At 74.2% G+C, this 15825-nt stretch carries 16 protein-coding genes; 7 read left to right on the top strand and 9 right to left on the bottom strand.

Annotation, left to right across the window (positions count from 1 at the left end; all coding sequences use genetic code 11):
- Positions 1-46 precede the first annotated feature (46 nt).
- Positions 47-571 carry a DinB family protein gene (locus IAG43_RS04080; protein ID WP_187739388.1) on the bottom strand — a complete coding sequence of 175 codons (525 nt, stop codon included), beginning with the start codon at positions 569-571 and terminating at the stop codon, positions 47-49.
- A gap of 40 nt (positions 572-611) precedes the next feature.
- A complete protein-coding gene (locus IAG43_RS04075; protein ID WP_187739387.1) occupies positions 612-1262 on the bottom strand; it encodes a TetR/AcrR family transcriptional regulator in 651 nt (216 codons plus the stop codon).
- A gap of 82 nt (positions 1263-1344) precedes the next feature.
- Between IAG43_RS04075 and IAG43_RS04070 the strand changes: the two genes are divergently transcribed.
- Complete coding sequence (locus IAG43_RS04070; protein ID WP_187739386.1) at positions 1345-2571, top strand: FAD-dependent monooxygenase; 1227 nt, start codon at positions 1345-1347, stop codon at positions 2569-2571.
- A 130-nt stretch (positions 2572-2701) separates the two neighbouring features.
- Entirely contained in the window at positions 2702-3610 is a 909-nt protein-coding gene (locus tag IAG43_RS04065) for a Gfo/Idh/MocA family protein (RefSeq protein WP_187739385.1), read from the top strand.
- Here the strand turns inward: IAG43_RS04065 and lnt are convergent.
- From lnt to IAG43_RS04040, 5 genes are all read right to left on the bottom strand, one after another.
- Entirely contained in the window at positions 3531-5177 is a 1647-nt protein-coding gene (gene lnt / locus IAG43_RS04060; RefSeq protein WP_187739384.1) for an apolipoprotein N-acyltransferase, read from the bottom strand. The genes IAG43_RS04065 and lnt overlap by 80 nt on opposite strands.
- 115 nt (positions 5178-5292) lie before the next feature.
- Positions 5293-6474: a methyltransferase gene (locus IAG43_RS04055; protein WP_187739383.1), complete on the bottom strand. Its 1182-nt coding sequence runs from the start codon at positions 6472-6474 to the stop codon at positions 5293-5295.
- 65 nt (positions 6475-6539) lie between these two features.
- Complete coding sequence (locus tag IAG43_RS04050) at positions 6540-6713, bottom strand: hypothetical protein (protein ID WP_187739382.1); 174 nt, start codon at positions 6711-6713, stop codon at positions 6540-6542.
- A gap of 54 nt (positions 6714-6767) precedes the next feature.
- On the bottom strand, positions 6768-7640 hold the full coding sequence (locus IAG43_RS04045; RefSeq protein ID WP_187739381.1) for an undecaprenyl-diphosphate phosphatase: 873 nt from the start codon (positions 7638-7640) through the stop codon (positions 6768-6770).
- Positions 7641-7802: 162 nt separating this feature from the next.
- A complete protein-coding gene (locus IAG43_RS04040; RefSeq protein WP_187739380.1) occupies positions 7803-8507 on the bottom strand; it encodes a TVP38/TMEM64 family protein in 705 nt (234 codons plus the stop codon).
- Between the two features lie 356 nt (positions 8508-8863).
- Here IAG43_RS04040 and tuf point away from each other — a divergent pair, with 356 nt between their 5' ends.
- Both tuf and IAG43_RS04030 read left to right on the top strand, forming a co-directional pair.
- The gene (gene tuf, locus IAG43_RS04035; protein WP_187739379.1) at positions 8864-10039 is read left to right on the top strand and encodes an elongation factor Tu; all 1176 of its coding nucleotides are present in this window, start codon (positions 8864-8866) and stop codon (positions 10037-10039) included.
- 338 nt (positions 10040-10377) lie between these two features.
- On the top strand, positions 10378-11169 hold the full coding sequence (locus IAG43_RS04030; protein WP_187744286.1) for a spermidine synthase: 792 nt from the start codon (positions 10378-10380) through the stop codon (positions 11167-11169).
- 107 nt (positions 11170-11276) lie between these two features.
- Here IAG43_RS04030 and IAG43_RS04025 read toward each other — a convergent pair whose 3' ends face one another.
- The gene (locus IAG43_RS04025) at positions 11277-12326 is read right to left on the bottom strand and encodes a DUF8017 domain-containing protein (RefSeq protein ID WP_187739378.1); all 1050 of its coding nucleotides are present in this window, start codon (positions 12324-12326) and stop codon (positions 11277-11279) included.
- A gap of 87 nt (positions 12327-12413) precedes the next feature.
- On the opposite strand from IAG43_RS04025, the gene IAG43_RS04020 reads away from it, so the two are divergent.
- Both IAG43_RS04020 and IAG43_RS04015 read left to right on the top strand, forming a co-directional pair.
- A complete protein-coding gene (locus IAG43_RS04020; protein ID WP_187739377.1) occupies positions 12414-12878 on the top strand; it encodes a DUF4442 domain-containing protein in 465 nt (154 codons plus the stop codon).
- 165 nt (positions 12879-13043) lie between these two features.
- On the top strand, positions 13044-13694 hold the full coding sequence (locus tag IAG43_RS04015) for a DedA family protein (protein WP_187739376.1): 651 nt from the start codon (positions 13044-13046) through the stop codon (positions 13692-13694).
- A gap of 96 nt (positions 13695-13790) precedes the next feature.
- Here the strand turns inward: IAG43_RS04015 and IAG43_RS04010 are convergent, their stop codons facing one another.
- Complete coding sequence (locus tag IAG43_RS04010) at positions 13791-14321, bottom strand: gamma carbonic anhydrase family protein (protein WP_187739375.1); 531 nt, start codon at positions 14319-14321, stop codon at positions 13791-13793.
- A 216-nt stretch (positions 14322-14537) separates the two neighbouring features.
- Between IAG43_RS04010 and IAG43_RS04005 the strand changes: the two genes are divergently transcribed.
- Positions 14538-15764, top strand: a complete 1227-nt coding sequence (locus tag IAG43_RS04005; protein ID WP_187739374.1) for a cytochrome P450 — start codon at positions 14538-14540, stop codon at positions 15762-15764.
- Positions 15765-15825 lie beyond the last annotated feature (61 nt).

Raw genomic sequence — 15825 nt, 5'->3', positions numbered from 1 at the left:
GGCACGCACGGGTGACGCGCTTTTCGGCCGACCCGCCGTGGGTGGCTCATTCGCCGGTCACACCGTCGATCGCCTCGCGCAACAGGTCGGCGTGGCCGTTGTGCCGTGCGTACTCCTCGATCATGTGGGTGAGCACCCAGCGCAGGTTGAACGGCTCACCCGAGCGCGACGGCCGGACGCCGAGGTCGTCGAGCCCGCGCGCCGCCGTCACCTCGCGGGCCGCCGCCACCTCCGCGCGCCAGTCGGCGAGCGTCGCGTCCCAGGTCGTCGACGCGGTGGTGCGGAAGTCCCCGTCCGGATCCTTCTCGGAGTAGTAGAGCGGTTCGATCTCCTCGCCGGCCAGGACCGTGCGGAACCACCACCGCTCCACGTCGGCGATGTGGCGTACGAGCCCCATCAGGGTCAGCGTGGACGGCGCGACCGCCGGGGTGCGCAGTTGCTCGTCGGTCAGATCCGCGCACTTCATCAGCAGCGTCTCCCGGTGGTAGTCCAGGAAGGCGGTCAGCGTCTCGCGCTCGCCGGCGTCGGTGCGGGGGTCGGTGCGGGGGTCGGTGCGCTCATCGGTTGTCATGGCGCCATCCTGGTCGAGCCGCGACGGCGGCGGCCAGCGGTTATTCCTCCCGCGCTTCCTCCGGCGCTTCCTCGGGCGCGTCCCTCGGGCCCGTGCCCAGCATTCCGCGCAGCAGCTCGTCGAGACCGGTGCGCAGTGCCTCCGGTGAGGGAACCGCCCGGTGGTACGAGCCGATGGCGCAGGAGAGCATCAGCCCCTCGCACCAGGCGACCAGCGACAGTGTGTGGCGCTCGGGATCCGCCGAGCCGCAGGCCCTCATCAGGGCGGCCAGCGGCTCGCGGAAGCGCGCGCCGGCGGTGTCGTAGAACTCCCGCAGCTCGGGCCGGCGGCGGGCCTCCAGGGCCAGTTCGTAGCGGGCGACGAGCAGTGCCGGATGCCGGGTGAGGTACCGGTGGAGGGTGAGTGCCATGGCGTCGACGAGCGGGGGCCGTCCGCCGGACGGTGCGGGCATCTCGTCGATCGTGAGCACGGCCGCCTCGCGTTCGGCGAGCCGGCGCACGGTGGCCTGGAGCAGGGCGAGCCGGGTGCGCGCGTGGTTGGAGGTCGATCCCTGGGGGAGGCCGGCCGCCTCGTCGACCGCGCGGTGGGTCAGACCCCGCATGCCGCGCTCGGCGAGCAGGGCGAGGGCCGTGTCGGCGACGAGCCCGGCGCGGGCGGCGCCGGTGGGGTGCGGGGCGGTGCGTGCGGGCATGCGGCCAATCTACCGCGATCACTACAAATGTAGTACCGTGAGTGGGTCACTACAGGTGTAGTCAACCGGTCGAGGAGCAGCCATGCCCGGATCCAGCGCGGCCTCACGCGCCGTCGTCGTCGGCAGCGGAATCGGCGGTCTCACCGCGGCGGTCGCCCTGCACCAGCGGGGCTGGGACGTCACCGTGCTGGAACGGGCCCCCTCGCTGCGGCCCGTCGGCGCCGGCATCGGCCTCGCCCCCAACTCCCAGCGCGCGCTCGACGTCATCGGCCTCGGCGACGAGATCCGCTCCCTCGCCGCATGGCAGGGCGCGGGCGGCATGCGCACCCCCGCCGGACGCTGGCTCTCGCGCACCGACGCCACCGCCGCGGCCGAGCGCTTCGGCGGACCCCTCGTCCTGGTGCACCGGTCCACCCTGATCGAGCGCATCGCCGCCCGCCTGCCCGACGGCGCCGTCCGCACCGGCTGCCCCGGCGAACTCGCCGACCCCGGCACCGCCGGCGGCGCCCCCGCCCGCGTCACCACCCCGGAAGGCGACATCGAGGCAGCGCTCGTCGTCGGCGCCGACGGCATCCACTCCGGCGTCCGCCGCGCGCTCTTCCCCGCCCACCCCGGACCCCGCTACGCCGGCTTCACCACCTGGCGCGTCGTGGTCCCCGCCCCCGACGCCCCGTTCGAGCCCCACGAGACCTGGGGCCCCGGCTCCCTGTGGGGCACCCAGCCGCTCGCCGACGGCCGTGTCTACGCCTACGCGGCCGCTGTCGCGCCCGAGGGCTCCGGCGTCGCCGACGAACAGGCCGAACTGCTGCGCCGGTTCGGCGACTGGCACGATCCCGTCCCGGCCGTCATCGCCGCCGCGCCCGGCGTCGTCCTGCGCAACGACGTCCACCACATGATCGACCCGCTCCCCGCCCACCACCGCGGCCGCACCGTCCTGATCGGCGACGCGGCCCACGCCATGGCACCCTGCCTCGGCCAGGGCGGCAACCAGGCCATCGAGGACGCCGTCGTCCTCGCCCACCACGCGCCCCCCGGCGGCGACCTCGGCACCGGCCTCGCCGCCCACAGCGCCGCGCGCCTGCCCCGCACCGCCTCCGTCGTCCGCAAGTCGGCCCGGGTGGCCCGGTTGATGGCCCTGCGCAGCACCCCCGCGGTCGCCGTCCGCGACACCCTCATGGCCACCGCCTCGCGCCTCGGACCGGGCCTGGTCCTGCGCACCTTCGACGGCATCGCCGACTGGCGTCCGCCGCAGCGCACGTATGCTGCCGGGGCACACGGCGTGCACGACGGAGGGCCGGCACGGCACTGACGCCACCACCGGCACCGTCCCCGCCCGGCGCCGCCGCGGCGCCGGGTCCGCAAGGCGCCGGCACCGCCCCGCGGTCCCGGCACGGACGACGCCCGCGCCCCGGCGCCGGCACGCATCGAATGGAGACCCCGTGAAGGTCGGCTGCATCGGGCTCGGCGACATCGCGCAGAAGGCGTACCTCCCCGTCCTGACCGCCCTGCCCGGAGTCGAACTCCACCTCCAGACCCGCACCCCCCAGACCCTGGAGCGGGTGGGCGAGACCCACCACGTGCCCGCCGCACGCCGCCACACGGACCTCGACGGTCTGCTCGGCGCGGGTGTCGACGCCGCGTTCGTGCACGCCTCGACCGCGGCGCACGCCGAGATCGTCACCCGTCTCCTCGACGCCGGCGTCGCCACCTACGTCGACAAGCCGCTCGCCTACGAACTCGCCGCCTCCGAGCGCCTCGTCGCCCTGGCCGAGGAGCGGGACACCAGCCTGGCCGTCGGCTTCAACCGCCGCTTCGCCCCCGGCTACGCCCAGTGCCTGGAGCACCCGCGCGACCTGATCCTCATGCAGAAGAACCGCGTGGGCCTCCCCGAGGACCCGCGCACCCTCGTCCTCGACGACTTCATCCACGTCGTCGACACCCTGCGGTTCCTCGCCCCCGGGCCCGTCGAGCACACCGACGTCCGGGCCCGCATCGCCGGCGGACTGATGCACCACGTCGTCCTCCAGCTCTCCGGCGACGGCTTCACCGCCCTCGGCACGATGAACCGGATGAGCGGCTCCACCGAGGAGATCCTGGAGGTGTCGGGCCAGGACGCCAAGCGAGAGGTGCGCAACCTCGCCGAGGTCGTGGACCACAAGGGCCAGCCGAGCGTGCGGCGGCGCGGCGACTGGGTGCCCGTCGCCAGGCAGCGCGGCATCGAGCAGGCCGTGCACGCCTTCCTCGACGCGGTGCGCGACGGGCGGACCCTCAGCGCCCAGGACGCCCTGCGGACGCACGAGCTGTGCGAGCGGATCGTCCTGCGGGCCCTGGAGCAGGCCGGCGGATGAGTCGCGTCCCGCCCGCCGCGGCCCAGACCGCGAGCGCGCCGAGCGCCCCGTACACGGGCCAGTCGCCGAAGCGCACGTAGAGCGTCGTGCCCTCGGCCCGCGGGACGCCGTACACCTCCGCGGCGGCGGCGTCCGTGCCGAGCGGGGAGCCGATCCGCCGGCCGCCGGCCCCGTACACGGCGCTCACCCCGGTCAGCGTCGCGTGCACCATCGGGCGGCCCGACTCGGCCGCCCGCAGGGCCCCGAGCGAGGCGTGCTGCTCGGGCGCCCAGCTGTCCTGGAACGACGACGTCGCCGACTGCGCCACCAGCAGCCCCGCGCCCTCGAGCACCAGATGGCGGCTCATGTCGGGGAACGCCGACTCGAAGCAGACCAGTGGCCCGACGCGGTCCCCGCCGGGCAGCGTCATGACCACCGGCGCCGTGCCGCGCAGCCGGTCCTCCCCGGCGGCCCGGCCCACCGACGTCGCCCAGCCCAGCAGCGAACGGGCCGGCACGTACTCGCCGAACGGCACCAGGCGCATCTTGTCGTACCGGTCGCCGGTGAGGCCGTCCGGTCCCACCAGCACCGAACTCTTGTAGATGCCCGCCGGTCCGGACGCGCCCTCGCTGCGCGCGTCCACGTTCACCAGCAGCGGGGCGCCCACCTCGCGTGCCAGCTCCGCCAGCCGGTCCGCCAGGTCCGGACGCCGGCGCAGATCGGCGCCCACACTGCTCTCACCCCAGACCACCAGGTCCGGCGGCGCACCACGGCCCGCCAGCCCGCGGGTCAGCTCCTCGCCCCGGTCGAAGCGGCGTTCGGCGCCGTCGGCGCCGCCCACCACGCCCGGCTGGACCAGCGCCACCCGCAGCCGTCCCGACTCGCGCGGCTGCGGAGCCCACGCCCACGCGCAGGCCCCGGCCGTGGCGCACACCAGCACGCCCGCCACCGCGGCCCGGCGTGCCGCGCGCACCGCCACCAGCAGGGCGAGCGCGGTGTTGACCGCCACGACGAGCAGGCTCACCAGCCACACACCGCCCACCGACGCGAGCCGCAGCGCCGGGGACACCTCCCACTGGGACGCCCCCAGCAGCCCCCAGGGCCCGCCGAGCCCCTCCCACGACCGGACCAGCTCGATCACCAGCCAGCCCGACGGCACGAGCACCAGCGCCGCCGGCACCCGCCCGCCGGCCGGCGAGCCGGCCGTCAGGTGCCGCACCAGCAGGCCCCACGGCGCCCAGAGCAGGCCGAGCAGGGCGGCGATCACCGCCAGGAACACATGAAGGGACGGCAGCAGCCAGTGGTGCACCGCGACCATGAACCCGATCCCACCGAGCCATCCCTCGACCATCGCCCGCCGAGCCGTCGGCGCGGTGCGCAGCAGCAGGATCCAGGGGACGAGCGCGCCGTAGGCGAACCACCACAGCGACGGCTCGGGGAACGCGAGGGCCGGAAGGGCTCCGGCCCCCAGCGCGGCCGCACCCCGCCGCCTCGACGACCAGGCCGCCGGCCCCCGGCCCGCCGGCCGGTCCCCGGCCCGCCCGTCCGCCGTCGTACGGCCCCCACGCACTCCCACCGGAATCCGCATTCCGCGCCTCCTTCCCCCTCAGTGTGGGGTACGGGGACGCATGGGGACAGAGCGCCACGAGCGCCGCGAGGGGCAGGCGGTGCCGGGCGCCCGCCCCCGGGACGCCCGGCGCGTCTCAGGTGCGGGCGCGCCCCGGGGCGCCGCCCCGCACGGCGCGCAGGATCACGAACTTCGGATCGGAGGCCACCACCTCGCAGTTGCCGAAGATCCGCCGCAGCCGCACGTGGTACCCCAGGTGCCGGTTGCCGACGACCCACAGTTCGCCGCCCGGCCGCAGCACCCGCCGGGCGTCCGCGAACATCCGCCGGGCGGTCGTGTCCGTGGTGGCGCGGTGCGAGTGGAACGGCGGGTTGTTGAGGACCAGATCGGCACAGGCGTCCCCGAGCGCCGTCAGACCGTCGCCGGCCAGGAACTCCGCCCGGCCGCCCGGCACGTTCTCGCGGAAGGTGGCCTCTGCGGACGCCACCGCGGAGTACGACTCGTCGGTGAAGGTGACGCGCGCGTCGGGGTTGGCGAGCGCGGCCGCCAGGCCGACCACGCCGTTGCCGCAGCCGAGATCGACCACGTGGTCGGGGCCGTGGCGGTCGGGGAGCCGGCTCAGGAAGAAGCGGGTGCCGATGTCGAGCCGGTCCGCGCAGAAGATCCCCGCGTGGTTGGTGACGGTGCGGCCCGCGGCGGCGCCGGTCCCCTCCGGGAGCGCGTACCGCACGGGCCACGGGCTGGGCCCCCGCTCCGGCGCGGGGTCCGGCGTGCTGAACACCAGCCGGGCCTTCTTCGCCGCGAGGGAGGTCCGCGTCGGTCCGATGAGGCGTTCGAACAGCCGCAGCGTCGACGTGTGGATCTCGCTGACCATGCCCGTCCCCATCACGACCGTGCCGGGGTGGACGGCCGGGGCGAGACGGTGCAGCTGGTCCTCCAGCAGCGCCAGGCTCTTGGGAATCCGCACGAGCAGGACGTCGATCCGCTCCGGCGGCGTGTCCCGGACCGTCAGCAGCGTCACGGCCGCCGGATCCACGCCGGCGCGGGCGAGGTTCGCCAGCGTGGCCTGCCGGCCCAGGTACGAGTCGGTGATCTGGACGACCGGATGCCGGCCCGCGAGCGAGGTGGTCAGGGCCCCCCACCGGTCGCCCACCACGGCGACCGTGCCGGTCAGCGGGACGGGAGGCGCGTCGTCGATGCCGTGCAGACGGCGCAGCAGGTACTCGTCGGCCGCGTCCCAGGCGCGCAGCGCGTCGCGCGGGTCCTCGGGGAAGCGGGTGAGGTCGAAGGCCCCAAATGACGTGGTCAGACGGTTCATCGTGGGTTCAGGCTAGCCGAGTGCGGGGCGCGCCCCGCACGCCGTCCCGGCCGGGCCGCGGGCGCTCAGGCCGCGCGCTCCACGTCCTCGCGTGCCGCAGCGGCCCACTCCACCACGAGCGCCTCGTACTCCGGGCGGCGGTCGTCGGGGAGGGACCCGTCGGACCAGAGCTCTCGGATCCGGGCGTTCAGCTCGGAGGCGGTCAGGCGGGACACGGGCTCGTCGCGAATGGGGGACATGCGCACAAGGCTAAGGCCTCCCACCGGCACCCGTGACCCGCCGCCGACGGACCGTCAGTGGGCCGACTCGCCCGCGTGCGGGCTGAGCACACCGGCTCCGACCAGGATGAACAGCACGATTCCCAGCAGGATCCGGTAGATCACGAACGGCATGAAGCTCTTCGTAGTGATGAATTTCATGAACCAGGCGATCACCGCGTAGCCCACCGCGAAGGCGACGACCGTCGCGAAGATCGTCGGCCCCCAGGAGACGTGGCCCTCGCCGGCGTCCTTCAGCTCGTAGGCGCCGGACGCCAGCACCGCGGGGATCGCCAGCAGGAACGAGTACCGTGCCGCGGCCTCGCGGGTGTATCCCATCAGCAGGCCGCCGCTGATCGTCGCGCCGGACCGGGAGACGCCCGGGATCAGGGCCATCGCCTGGCAGAAGCCGTAGATCAGGCCGTCGCGGACGCCGAGGTCCTTGAGGGTCTTGCGCTCGCGCACCGCGCGGTGCCGGCCGCCCGCCTCGTCGCGGGCGGCGAGCCGGTCGGCGACACCCAGCACGATGCCCATGACGATCAGCGTGGTCGCGATCAGCCGCAGATCACGGAACGGGCCCTCGATCTGGTCCTTGAGGGTGACGCCCAGCACACCGATGGGGACGGAGCCGATGATGACCAGCCAGCCCATCTGGGCGTCGTGGTCCTGGCGCATCGCCTTGTCCGTCAGCGAGCGGAACCAGGCCGTCGTGATCCGGGCGATGTCCTTGCGGAAGTAGATGAGCACGGCGGTCTCCGTGCCGATCTGCGTGATCGCGGTGAACGCGGCGCCCGGGTCGTGCCAGCCGGCGAACGCGGCGGTCAGCCGCAGATGGGCACTGGAGGAGATCGGGAGGAACTCCGTCAGTCCCTGGACGAGCCCGAGGACGAATGATTCGAACCACGACATGAAAAGAAGCCATCCCGGTGCTGGTCAGGGTCGGATGGGACGGGCCGTGGCGGCGTACCCGTCCGGGCCGCGATCATGCGGGCCCGTCGCGTCGCAGCGTAGCGGCTGAAGATGTCGCGCAGTCCGGCGGGCCGGGGGCACCGCGCGCCGCGCCGCAGCGGCTCAGGCGGACCGCAGACGGTGGCGCCTGCGCCACCCGACGACGGCGGCGGTCAGGCCGGTGAGCACGATGAAGCCCGTCGCGGCCAGGAACACCGGGGACGTCGGCGACGCGGCGCTGCTGCCCGCGACGACATAGGCGGCGGTGTTGGGAACCGACCCGATGCCGGTCGCCAGCAGGAAGGGTGCCCAGCCCATCCGGGAGACCGCGGCGCAGTAGTTCGCGGCGGCGAACGGCACCCCGGGGAAGAGCCGGACGGCGAGCATGGACCGGAAGCCGTGCCGGCTGAGCTGGCCGTCGGCCGCCGTCAGCAGCCGTCCGCGCAGCAGCGGCCGCAGGGCGTCCTGGCCCAGCAGCCTGCCGAGCCCGAACGCGATGCCCGCCCCGAGCACGGTGCCGCCGACCGCGGCGGCCAGGCCCGCCTGGGAGCCGAAGAGCGCCCCGGCGGCCAGGTTGAGGATCGGTCTCGGCACGAAGGCGGCCGTACAGACGCCGTAGACCACGGCGAACAGGGCCACCGCGGAGAAGCCGGTCACCTGGGGCGGCCAGCCCGCCGACAGCAGCCGCTGGGGTTCGAACAGCAGGACCGTCACCGCGGCGGACGCCAGCAGCACCAGCAGCAGGGACAACCGCGACCAGGGCGAGAACAGCACCCTGGAGCAGCGGACGGCGAGGCCGTTTGCCGGCCTGGGAGCGAGGTCGAACATCCGGGGAGACTAACCGACAAACGTGTCCGTTCGGCATCAACTGCGGCACCGGGCCGTCCCCGAGAGGCCGGAACCCCAGCTCGCACGGTGTCGCGGCAAAACCATTCGACGGCCCCGCACACCGTGCACGATCATCGTCGGCATGGTCCGGTACGCCCTCTCCGCAGCGCCGTCCGCAGTCGCGGACGCGCCGAAGGCTGCCGTGGACCCGGCAGCGGCGTTCGAGACCGCGGCGCCCCACGGCGGCGCCCGAGGCTGACCCTTCCCGGATCGTCCGGCGGACCCCGCAGGGGGAGGGTCGGCGGTCTTCCGGGGTCCCGCACACCGTTCACGTTCCGGGAAGGGACAGCTTCGCCATGTCCAAGACGGCATACGTCCGCACCAAGCCGCACCTCAACATCGGCACCATGGGACACGTCGACCACGGCAAGACCACACTCACCGCCGCGATCACCAAGGTGCTCAGCGAGCGGGCCGGCGGCGGCACCTCCTACGTCGCCTTCGACCGCATCGACCGGGCGCCGGAGGAGGCCCGCCGCGGCATCACCATCGACCTCTCGCACGTCGAGTACGAGACCGACACCCGCCACTACGCGCACGTCGACATGCCCGGCCACGCCGACTACGTGAAGAACATGGTCACCGGCGCCGCCCAGCTGGACGGGGCGATCCTGGTGGTCTCCGCGCTCGACGGCGTCATGCCGCAGACCGCCGAGCACGTGCTGCTCGCCCGCCAGGTGGGCGTGGACCACGTCGTCGTCGCGCTCAACAAGGCGGACGCGGGCGACGACGAGCTCACCGACCTCGTGGAACTGGAGGTGCGCGACCTGCTCACCGCGCACGGATACGGCGGCGACACCGCGCCGGTCGTACGCGTCTCCGGGCTGAGGGCCCTGGAGGGGGACCCGCGCTGGACGGGGGCGATCGAGGCGCTCCTCGACGCCGTGGACACCTATGTGCCCACCCCGGTGCGGTACACCGACGCCCCGTTCCTGCTCCCGGTGGAGAACGTGCTCACCATCACCGGCCGGGGCACCGTCGTCACCGGGGCCGTGGAGCGCGGCACGGTCCGGGTCGGGGACCGCGTCGAGGTGCTCGGCGCGGGGACGGAGACGGTGGTCACCGGGGTGGAGACGTTCGGCCGGCCGATGGAGCGCGCGGAGGCGGGCGACAGCGTGGCGCTGCTGCTGCGCGGCGTGCCGCGCGACGCGGTCCGCCGCGGCCATGTGGTCGCCCGGCCCGGCAGCGTGGTGCCCCGCCGCCGGTTCACCGCGCGGGTGCGCGTGCTCTCCGCACGCGAGGGCGGCCGGAGCACACCGGTCTTTGGGGGCTACCGCCCGCAGTTCCACATCCGCACCGCGGACGTCGTCGGCGCCGTCGACCTCGGCGACGCGGCCGTCGCGAGGCCGGGGGAGACGGTCGAGATGTCCGTCGAACTCGGGCGGGACGTCCCGCTGGAGCCCGGTCTCGGCTTCGCGATCCGCGAGGGCGGCCGCACCGTCGGCGCGGGCACGGTGACCGAGGTGCTGTGAGCCCGCCCCGGGTGTCCCTCCCGCTCCGGAGGGACACCCGGGGCGCCGGGCACAATGGCACGGTGAACGACCCGAGTCCCGACGGCCGCCGCGCCGCGCCCCGCCCCGGTCCCGCACAGCCGGTCCCGCCCGCCTCGCCGGCGGCCGTCCCCGCGGCACCGGCCGCACCCCGCGCCACCGCCGGCGAGGACGACCACCGCGACGACGACCGCGAGGACGAGCGCGACGACGAACGCGAGGATGAGCGCGACGACGAACGCGAGGATGAGCGCGACGGTGACCGCGAGGACGATCGCGTTCCCGTGATCCGCGCGGTCGGCGGCGGCACCGCGAAGCTGATGCCCGACGTGGACCGGCCCCGGGCCTGGCTGCTGACCGTGGACGGCTCCCCGCAGTCGTACGTGGACCTCGACGACCCCCTCCACCTGGAGTTCGAGTACGTGCGCCGGCTCGCCCACGCGGTCGACTGCGCGGCACCCGAGGGGGAACCGCTGGACGTGCTCCACCTCGGCGGAGGGGCGCTGACCCTGCCCCGCTGGGTCGCCGCGACCCGTCCGGGGTCCCGGCAGCGGGTGGCGGAGTCGGACGGCGGACTCGTGGAGCTGGTCTCCGCACTGCTGCCGCTCGCGGCGGGGGCGGACGTCGCCGTGCACACGGCCGACGCACGGGACCATCTGGAGGCCGCGCCGTCCGGTGGCTACGACGTCGTGGTCGCCGACGTGTTCGGCGGCTCGCGGGTGCCCGCGCAGGTGGCCTCGCTCGGATTCGCACGGGCGGCGGCGCGGGCGCTGCGGCCCGGCGGGCTCTACGCCGCGAATCTCGCCGACGGCGCGCCGTTCGGCTTCCTCCGGTCGCAGCTGGCGACCTTCGCCGCCGTCTTCGGGGAACTGGCCCTGATCGCCGAGCCCTCGGTGCTGCGCGGCCGGAGGTTCGGCAACGCGGTGCTCCTGGCGTCGCAGAGCCCGCTCCCGGTGGCCCCGCTGGCCCGCCGCGCGGCGGCCGACGCCTTCCCCGCCCGGGTCGAGGAGGGCAGATCACTGGCCCGGCTGATCGGCGGTGCGCAGCCGGTGCGGGACGAGGACGCGGTGCCCTCGCCGCGGCCGCCGGAGGGCGCGTTCGGCATCGGCTGACCGGCGGCCCGCCCCGCCGGGGCGGGCCACCGGCAGGGCGGGCCGCGAAGGCGGCTCCCTCCCCCCGGCGGGCGGTCCGGGAGGGACTTCGCGTCACGCCCCCGGCGTCAGGACGCGTCGGCCGAGGCGTTCGCCAGCCGGACGGTGCTCAGGATCTTCCGGATGGTGGCGTCGTCGACCTCGTCCGCGACGCCGGTGTTGGCGTACAGGACCCAGCTCTTGAAGTCGCCCTTGGGGTCCTTGAAGGAGAAGGCGATGGACTTGCCGTCCGTCTCGCACTTGTTGTCCTTCTTCACCCCGGCGGCGGTCGCGGTCGAGATGCTGCCCTTCAGACCGGACGCCGTGGTGTAGTCCTCGGCCTTGGTGATCTTGACCTTGCCGGACGGCTCGGTCTGCGCGTACCCGGCCCAGACCCAGTTGCCCGCCTCGTTGTAGGCGGCCTCGGCGGTGCTCTTCGCGCCCTTGCCGCCCTTGGTGCCGGTGCTGGCGAGACCGTAGGTCTCGTTGCTGCCGTCCTTGTCCGAGTCGAACTCGCACCACTTGCTCTTGAGGTGCGCGGGTGCGCTCATCATGACGACCGGCGAGCCGTCGCCCTTCTTCTCGTCCTCGAAGCCGGAGGCCATGCCGCTGCTGGCGACCTCCCAGTCGGCGGGGACGTCGAACTGGGTGCCGTGCTTGGGGTTGGTGACGACCTTCCAGCCCTCGATCGTGGGCTTGGCGTCCGTGCCCGCGCGCGGGTTGTCGCTCGGCGCCGCGGAGCCGCCGCCCTCCGGCGAAGCCTCCTTCGACGGCGACTGGGAGGCGGTCGTGCCGCCGCCCTTGTCGGACTTCCCGCTGTCGTCGTCCTTCAGCACGATGAAGCCGGTGATCGCGGCGGCGGCGACGACGGCCGTCGCGGCGACGATCGCCACGATCGTGGTCTTCTTCTTGTCGTCCTGCGACGGCTGCGGAGCGCCGGGCATCTGGCCGGGCACCGCGTACTGCGGCATCGTCGGCTGCTGGTACGGGTTGGGCTGCTGGTATCCAGGCTGCTGGTAGCCGCCCTGCTGGGGTCCCGGCTGCTGGTACGGATTCGGCTGCTGGTAACCCGGCTGCTGGTACGGGTTCTGGTCCTGCGGGTTCTGCTCGCCCCCGGGCGGCTGCTGTCCTGGCCACATGGCCAGTAACCATAGAGGGGTGGCGTCCCCTTATCCACGCCCGGCCCCGGGGAAGCGTGTGGTCTCCACCGAATACTCACGAGTAACATGCGCGCCATGAGTACAGCAGACGACACCTCCCTCGGCGAACTGCTCGCCGCCACCGTGCCCATGGTGCGGACCCTCGGGCTCCAGTACCTGGAGACCACCCCGGAGCGGGCCGTCCTGAGCCTTCCGGACCAGGCCGACTACCACAACCACGTCGGCGGCCCGCACGCCGGCGCGATGTTCACGCTGGCCGAGTCCGCGAGCGGTGCGATCGTCCTCGCCGCCTTCGGCGACCAGCTGTCGCGCGCGGTGCCGCTGCCGGTCACCGCCGGGATCGCGTTCAAGAAGATCGCCCGCGGAGCCGTCACCGCCACGGCGACCCTCGGCCGCCCGGCCGCCGACATCGTCGCCGAACTCGACGCGGGCGCCCGCCCCGAGTTCCCCGTGCACGTCGCCATCACCCGTGAGGACGGCGCCGTCACCGGCGAGATGGACATCGTCTGGACCCTGCGCCCCAACGACTGACCGCCGGCTCCGGCGACCCCGGGCCCGGCTCCCGCGGCCCCGGCCCGGCGTGCCGCCGGGGGCCGCGCGGAACCGGGTAGGCTGCCCCGGCGCCCGCGGCCGACCGCCGGGCCGCGCCGGCCGGGTCCGTCCACGAGGACCCGGGGCAGGACGGAAGGAACGGCGTTGCACGTCCAGGAGTGGCTCGAGACCATCCCCGCGGTCAGCATCTACCTCCTGGTGGGGGTGGTCATCGGCCTGGAGAGCCTCGGCATCCCCCTGCCCGGTGAGATCGTGCTGGTGAGCTCGGCGCTCCTGGCCTCCCAGCACGGCGACATCGACCCCTGGGTCCTCGGCGCCTGCGCCACGGCGGGGGCCATCGTCGGCGACTCCGTCGGATACGCCATCGGCCGCCGGGGCGGCCGGCCGCTCCTCGGCATGCTCGGCGCCCGCTTCCCCCGGCACTTCGGTCCCGCGCAGATCGCGATGGCCGAGCGCTCGTTCCAGAAGTGGGGCATGTGGGCCGTGTTCTTCGGCCGGTTCGTCGCCCTGCTCCGGATCTTCGCCGGGCCGCTCGCCGGTGTGCTGCGCATGCCGTACTGGAAGTTCCTCGTCGCCAACGTGCTCGGCGGCATCCTGTGGGCCGGCGGCACCACCGCCGTCGTCTACTCGGTCGGTGTGGTCGCCGAGGCCTGGCTCAAGCGGTTCTCCTGGCTCGGGCTGGTGCTGGCCGTCCTCGTCGGCGTCACCTCGATGCTCGTCCTGCGGGGCCGCGCGAAGAAGGCCGCCGCCGAGGCGGAGCGGGACGGCCTGCCCGCCGGGGCGGCCGCCGACTGACGGGCCGGCCCGCGGCCTTGCCGCCCGGTCCGCGGCTCCGTCAGCCGGGGACCCGTCGGCCTACGGGAGCCCGCCACCGGGCGCCCCGCCCGCCGGTCAGCCCCCGTGGGCCGCCCGGTGCTGCTGGGCCAGGTCCACGTAGACCGCGGCGTTCAGCCTGACGCCCTCGCGCTCCTCCTCCGTCAGCTCCCTGCGGACCTTCGCCGGCACGCCCGCCACCAGCGAACCCGGCGGCACCCGCATCCCCTGCGGCACCAGCGCCTGCGCGGCCACCAGCGAACCGGCCCCGATGTGCGCCCCGTTCAGGACCGTCGCGCCCATGCCCACCAGCACGTCGTCCTCGACCGTGCAGCCGTGCAGCACCGCGTTGTGCCCGACCGACACCCGCGCGCCGACGGTGACCGGGAACCCGGGGTCCACATGGACCGTGCAGTTGTCCTGGATGTTGCTGTCCGGTCCGATCACGATCGGACCGCCGTCACCCCGCAGCACGCTCTGGTACCAGAGGCTCGACCCCGCGGCCAGCGTCACGTCGCCCAGCACCACGGACGTCGGCGCGGTGAACGCCCCCGGGTCGACCTTCGGCTCCCTGCCGCCCACACCCGCGATCAGTGCCCCATCCGTCATGACGTCTCTCCTCGGTTCTCGGTGTGCCGGCCGCGCCCGCGGTGCACTGCCGGACAGGTGTCCCGGTCCCGGCGGCGCGCTCACCGCACGGTAGGCGACCGTGCCGGACCGTCCGCGTCCGGGGCGGACCCGGACCGGGCGCGTACGCCGTCTGTCTGACCGGCCCGGCACTCAATACCCTTGAATCCAATGCCTGTTGACGTCTCAGGGAGTGCCATGGCAACCGCACAGCAGATCCCCGACATCCTGTCGTCCGAGTTCGAGGCCGATCCGTACGCGGCCTACCGCCTCATGCGCGAACAGGCGCCCCTCCTCCACCACGAGCCGACCGGAAGCTGGCTCATCTCCCGCTACGAGGACGTCGAGCGGGCCTTCAAGGACAAGGAGTCGGTGTTCACCACCGAGAACTACGACTGGCAGCTCGAACCCGTCCACGGCCACACCTTCCTCCAGCTGAGCGGACGCGACCACGCGGTCCGCCGCGCCCTGGTGGCACCTGCCTTCCGGGGCAACGACCTGCGGGAGAAGTTCCTCCCCGTCATCGAGCGCAACGCGCGCGAGCTGATCGACGGCTTCCGCCACACCGGCGAGGCCGATCTCGTCGACGCCTTCGCCACCCGCTTCCCGGTCGACGTCATCGCCGACATGCTCGGCCTCGACAAGGCCGACCACGACCGCTTCCACGGCTGGTACACCAGCGTCGTCGCGTTCCTCGGGAACCTCTCGGGCGATCCGGCGGTCACCGCCGCGGGGTTGCGCACCCGGACCGAGTTCGCCGACTACATGATCCCGGTCATCCGGGAGCGGCGCGAGCATCCGGGCGACGACCTGCTCTCCGGCCTGTGCACCGCGGAGGTCGACGGGGTCCGCATGAGCGACGAGGACATCAAGGCCTTCTGCAGCCTGCTGCTCGCGGCCGGCGGGGAGACCACCGACAAGGCGATCGCCGGGATCTTCGCCAACCTGCTCGCCCACCCCGAGCAACTGGCCGCCGTGCGCGAGGACCGCTCGCTGATCGACCGGGCGTTCGCCGAGACCCTGCGCTACACCCCGCCGGTGCACATGATCATGCGGCAGACGGCCACCGAGGTGACCGTCAGCGGCGGCACGATACCGGCAGGCGCCACCGTCACCTGCCTCATCGGCGCGGCCAACCGCGACGCGGACCGCTACCGCGACCCGGACCGCTTCGACATCTTCCGCGAGGACCTGACCGCCACCACCGCCTTCTCCGCCGCGGCGGACCACCTCGCCTTCGCGCTCGGCCGGCACTTCTGCGTCGGAGCGCTGCTGGCCCGTGCCGAGGTGGAGACCGGCGTCAACCAACTGCTCGACGCCATGCCCGACATGCGGCTGGCGGACGGCTTCGTCCCGGCCGAGGAGGGGGTGTTCACCCGCGGCCCGAAGTCGCTGCCCGTGCGCTTCACGCCCGTGTCCGCCTGAGCGGCGCGGCCGGGCGGGCGGCCCGCCCGGCCGCGCGTGCACCGGCCGGCGGCCCGCTCGG

Source organism: Streptomyces genisteinicus (assembly GCF_014489615.1).
In the GTDB taxonomy this organism is placed as follows: domain Bacteria; phylum Actinomycetota; class Actinomycetes; order Streptomycetales; family Streptomycetaceae; genus Streptomyces; species Streptomyces genisteinicus.
The sequence above is the reverse complement of the archived record's forward strand: the minus strand, read 5'-3'. Positions and strand labels throughout refer to the sequence as shown.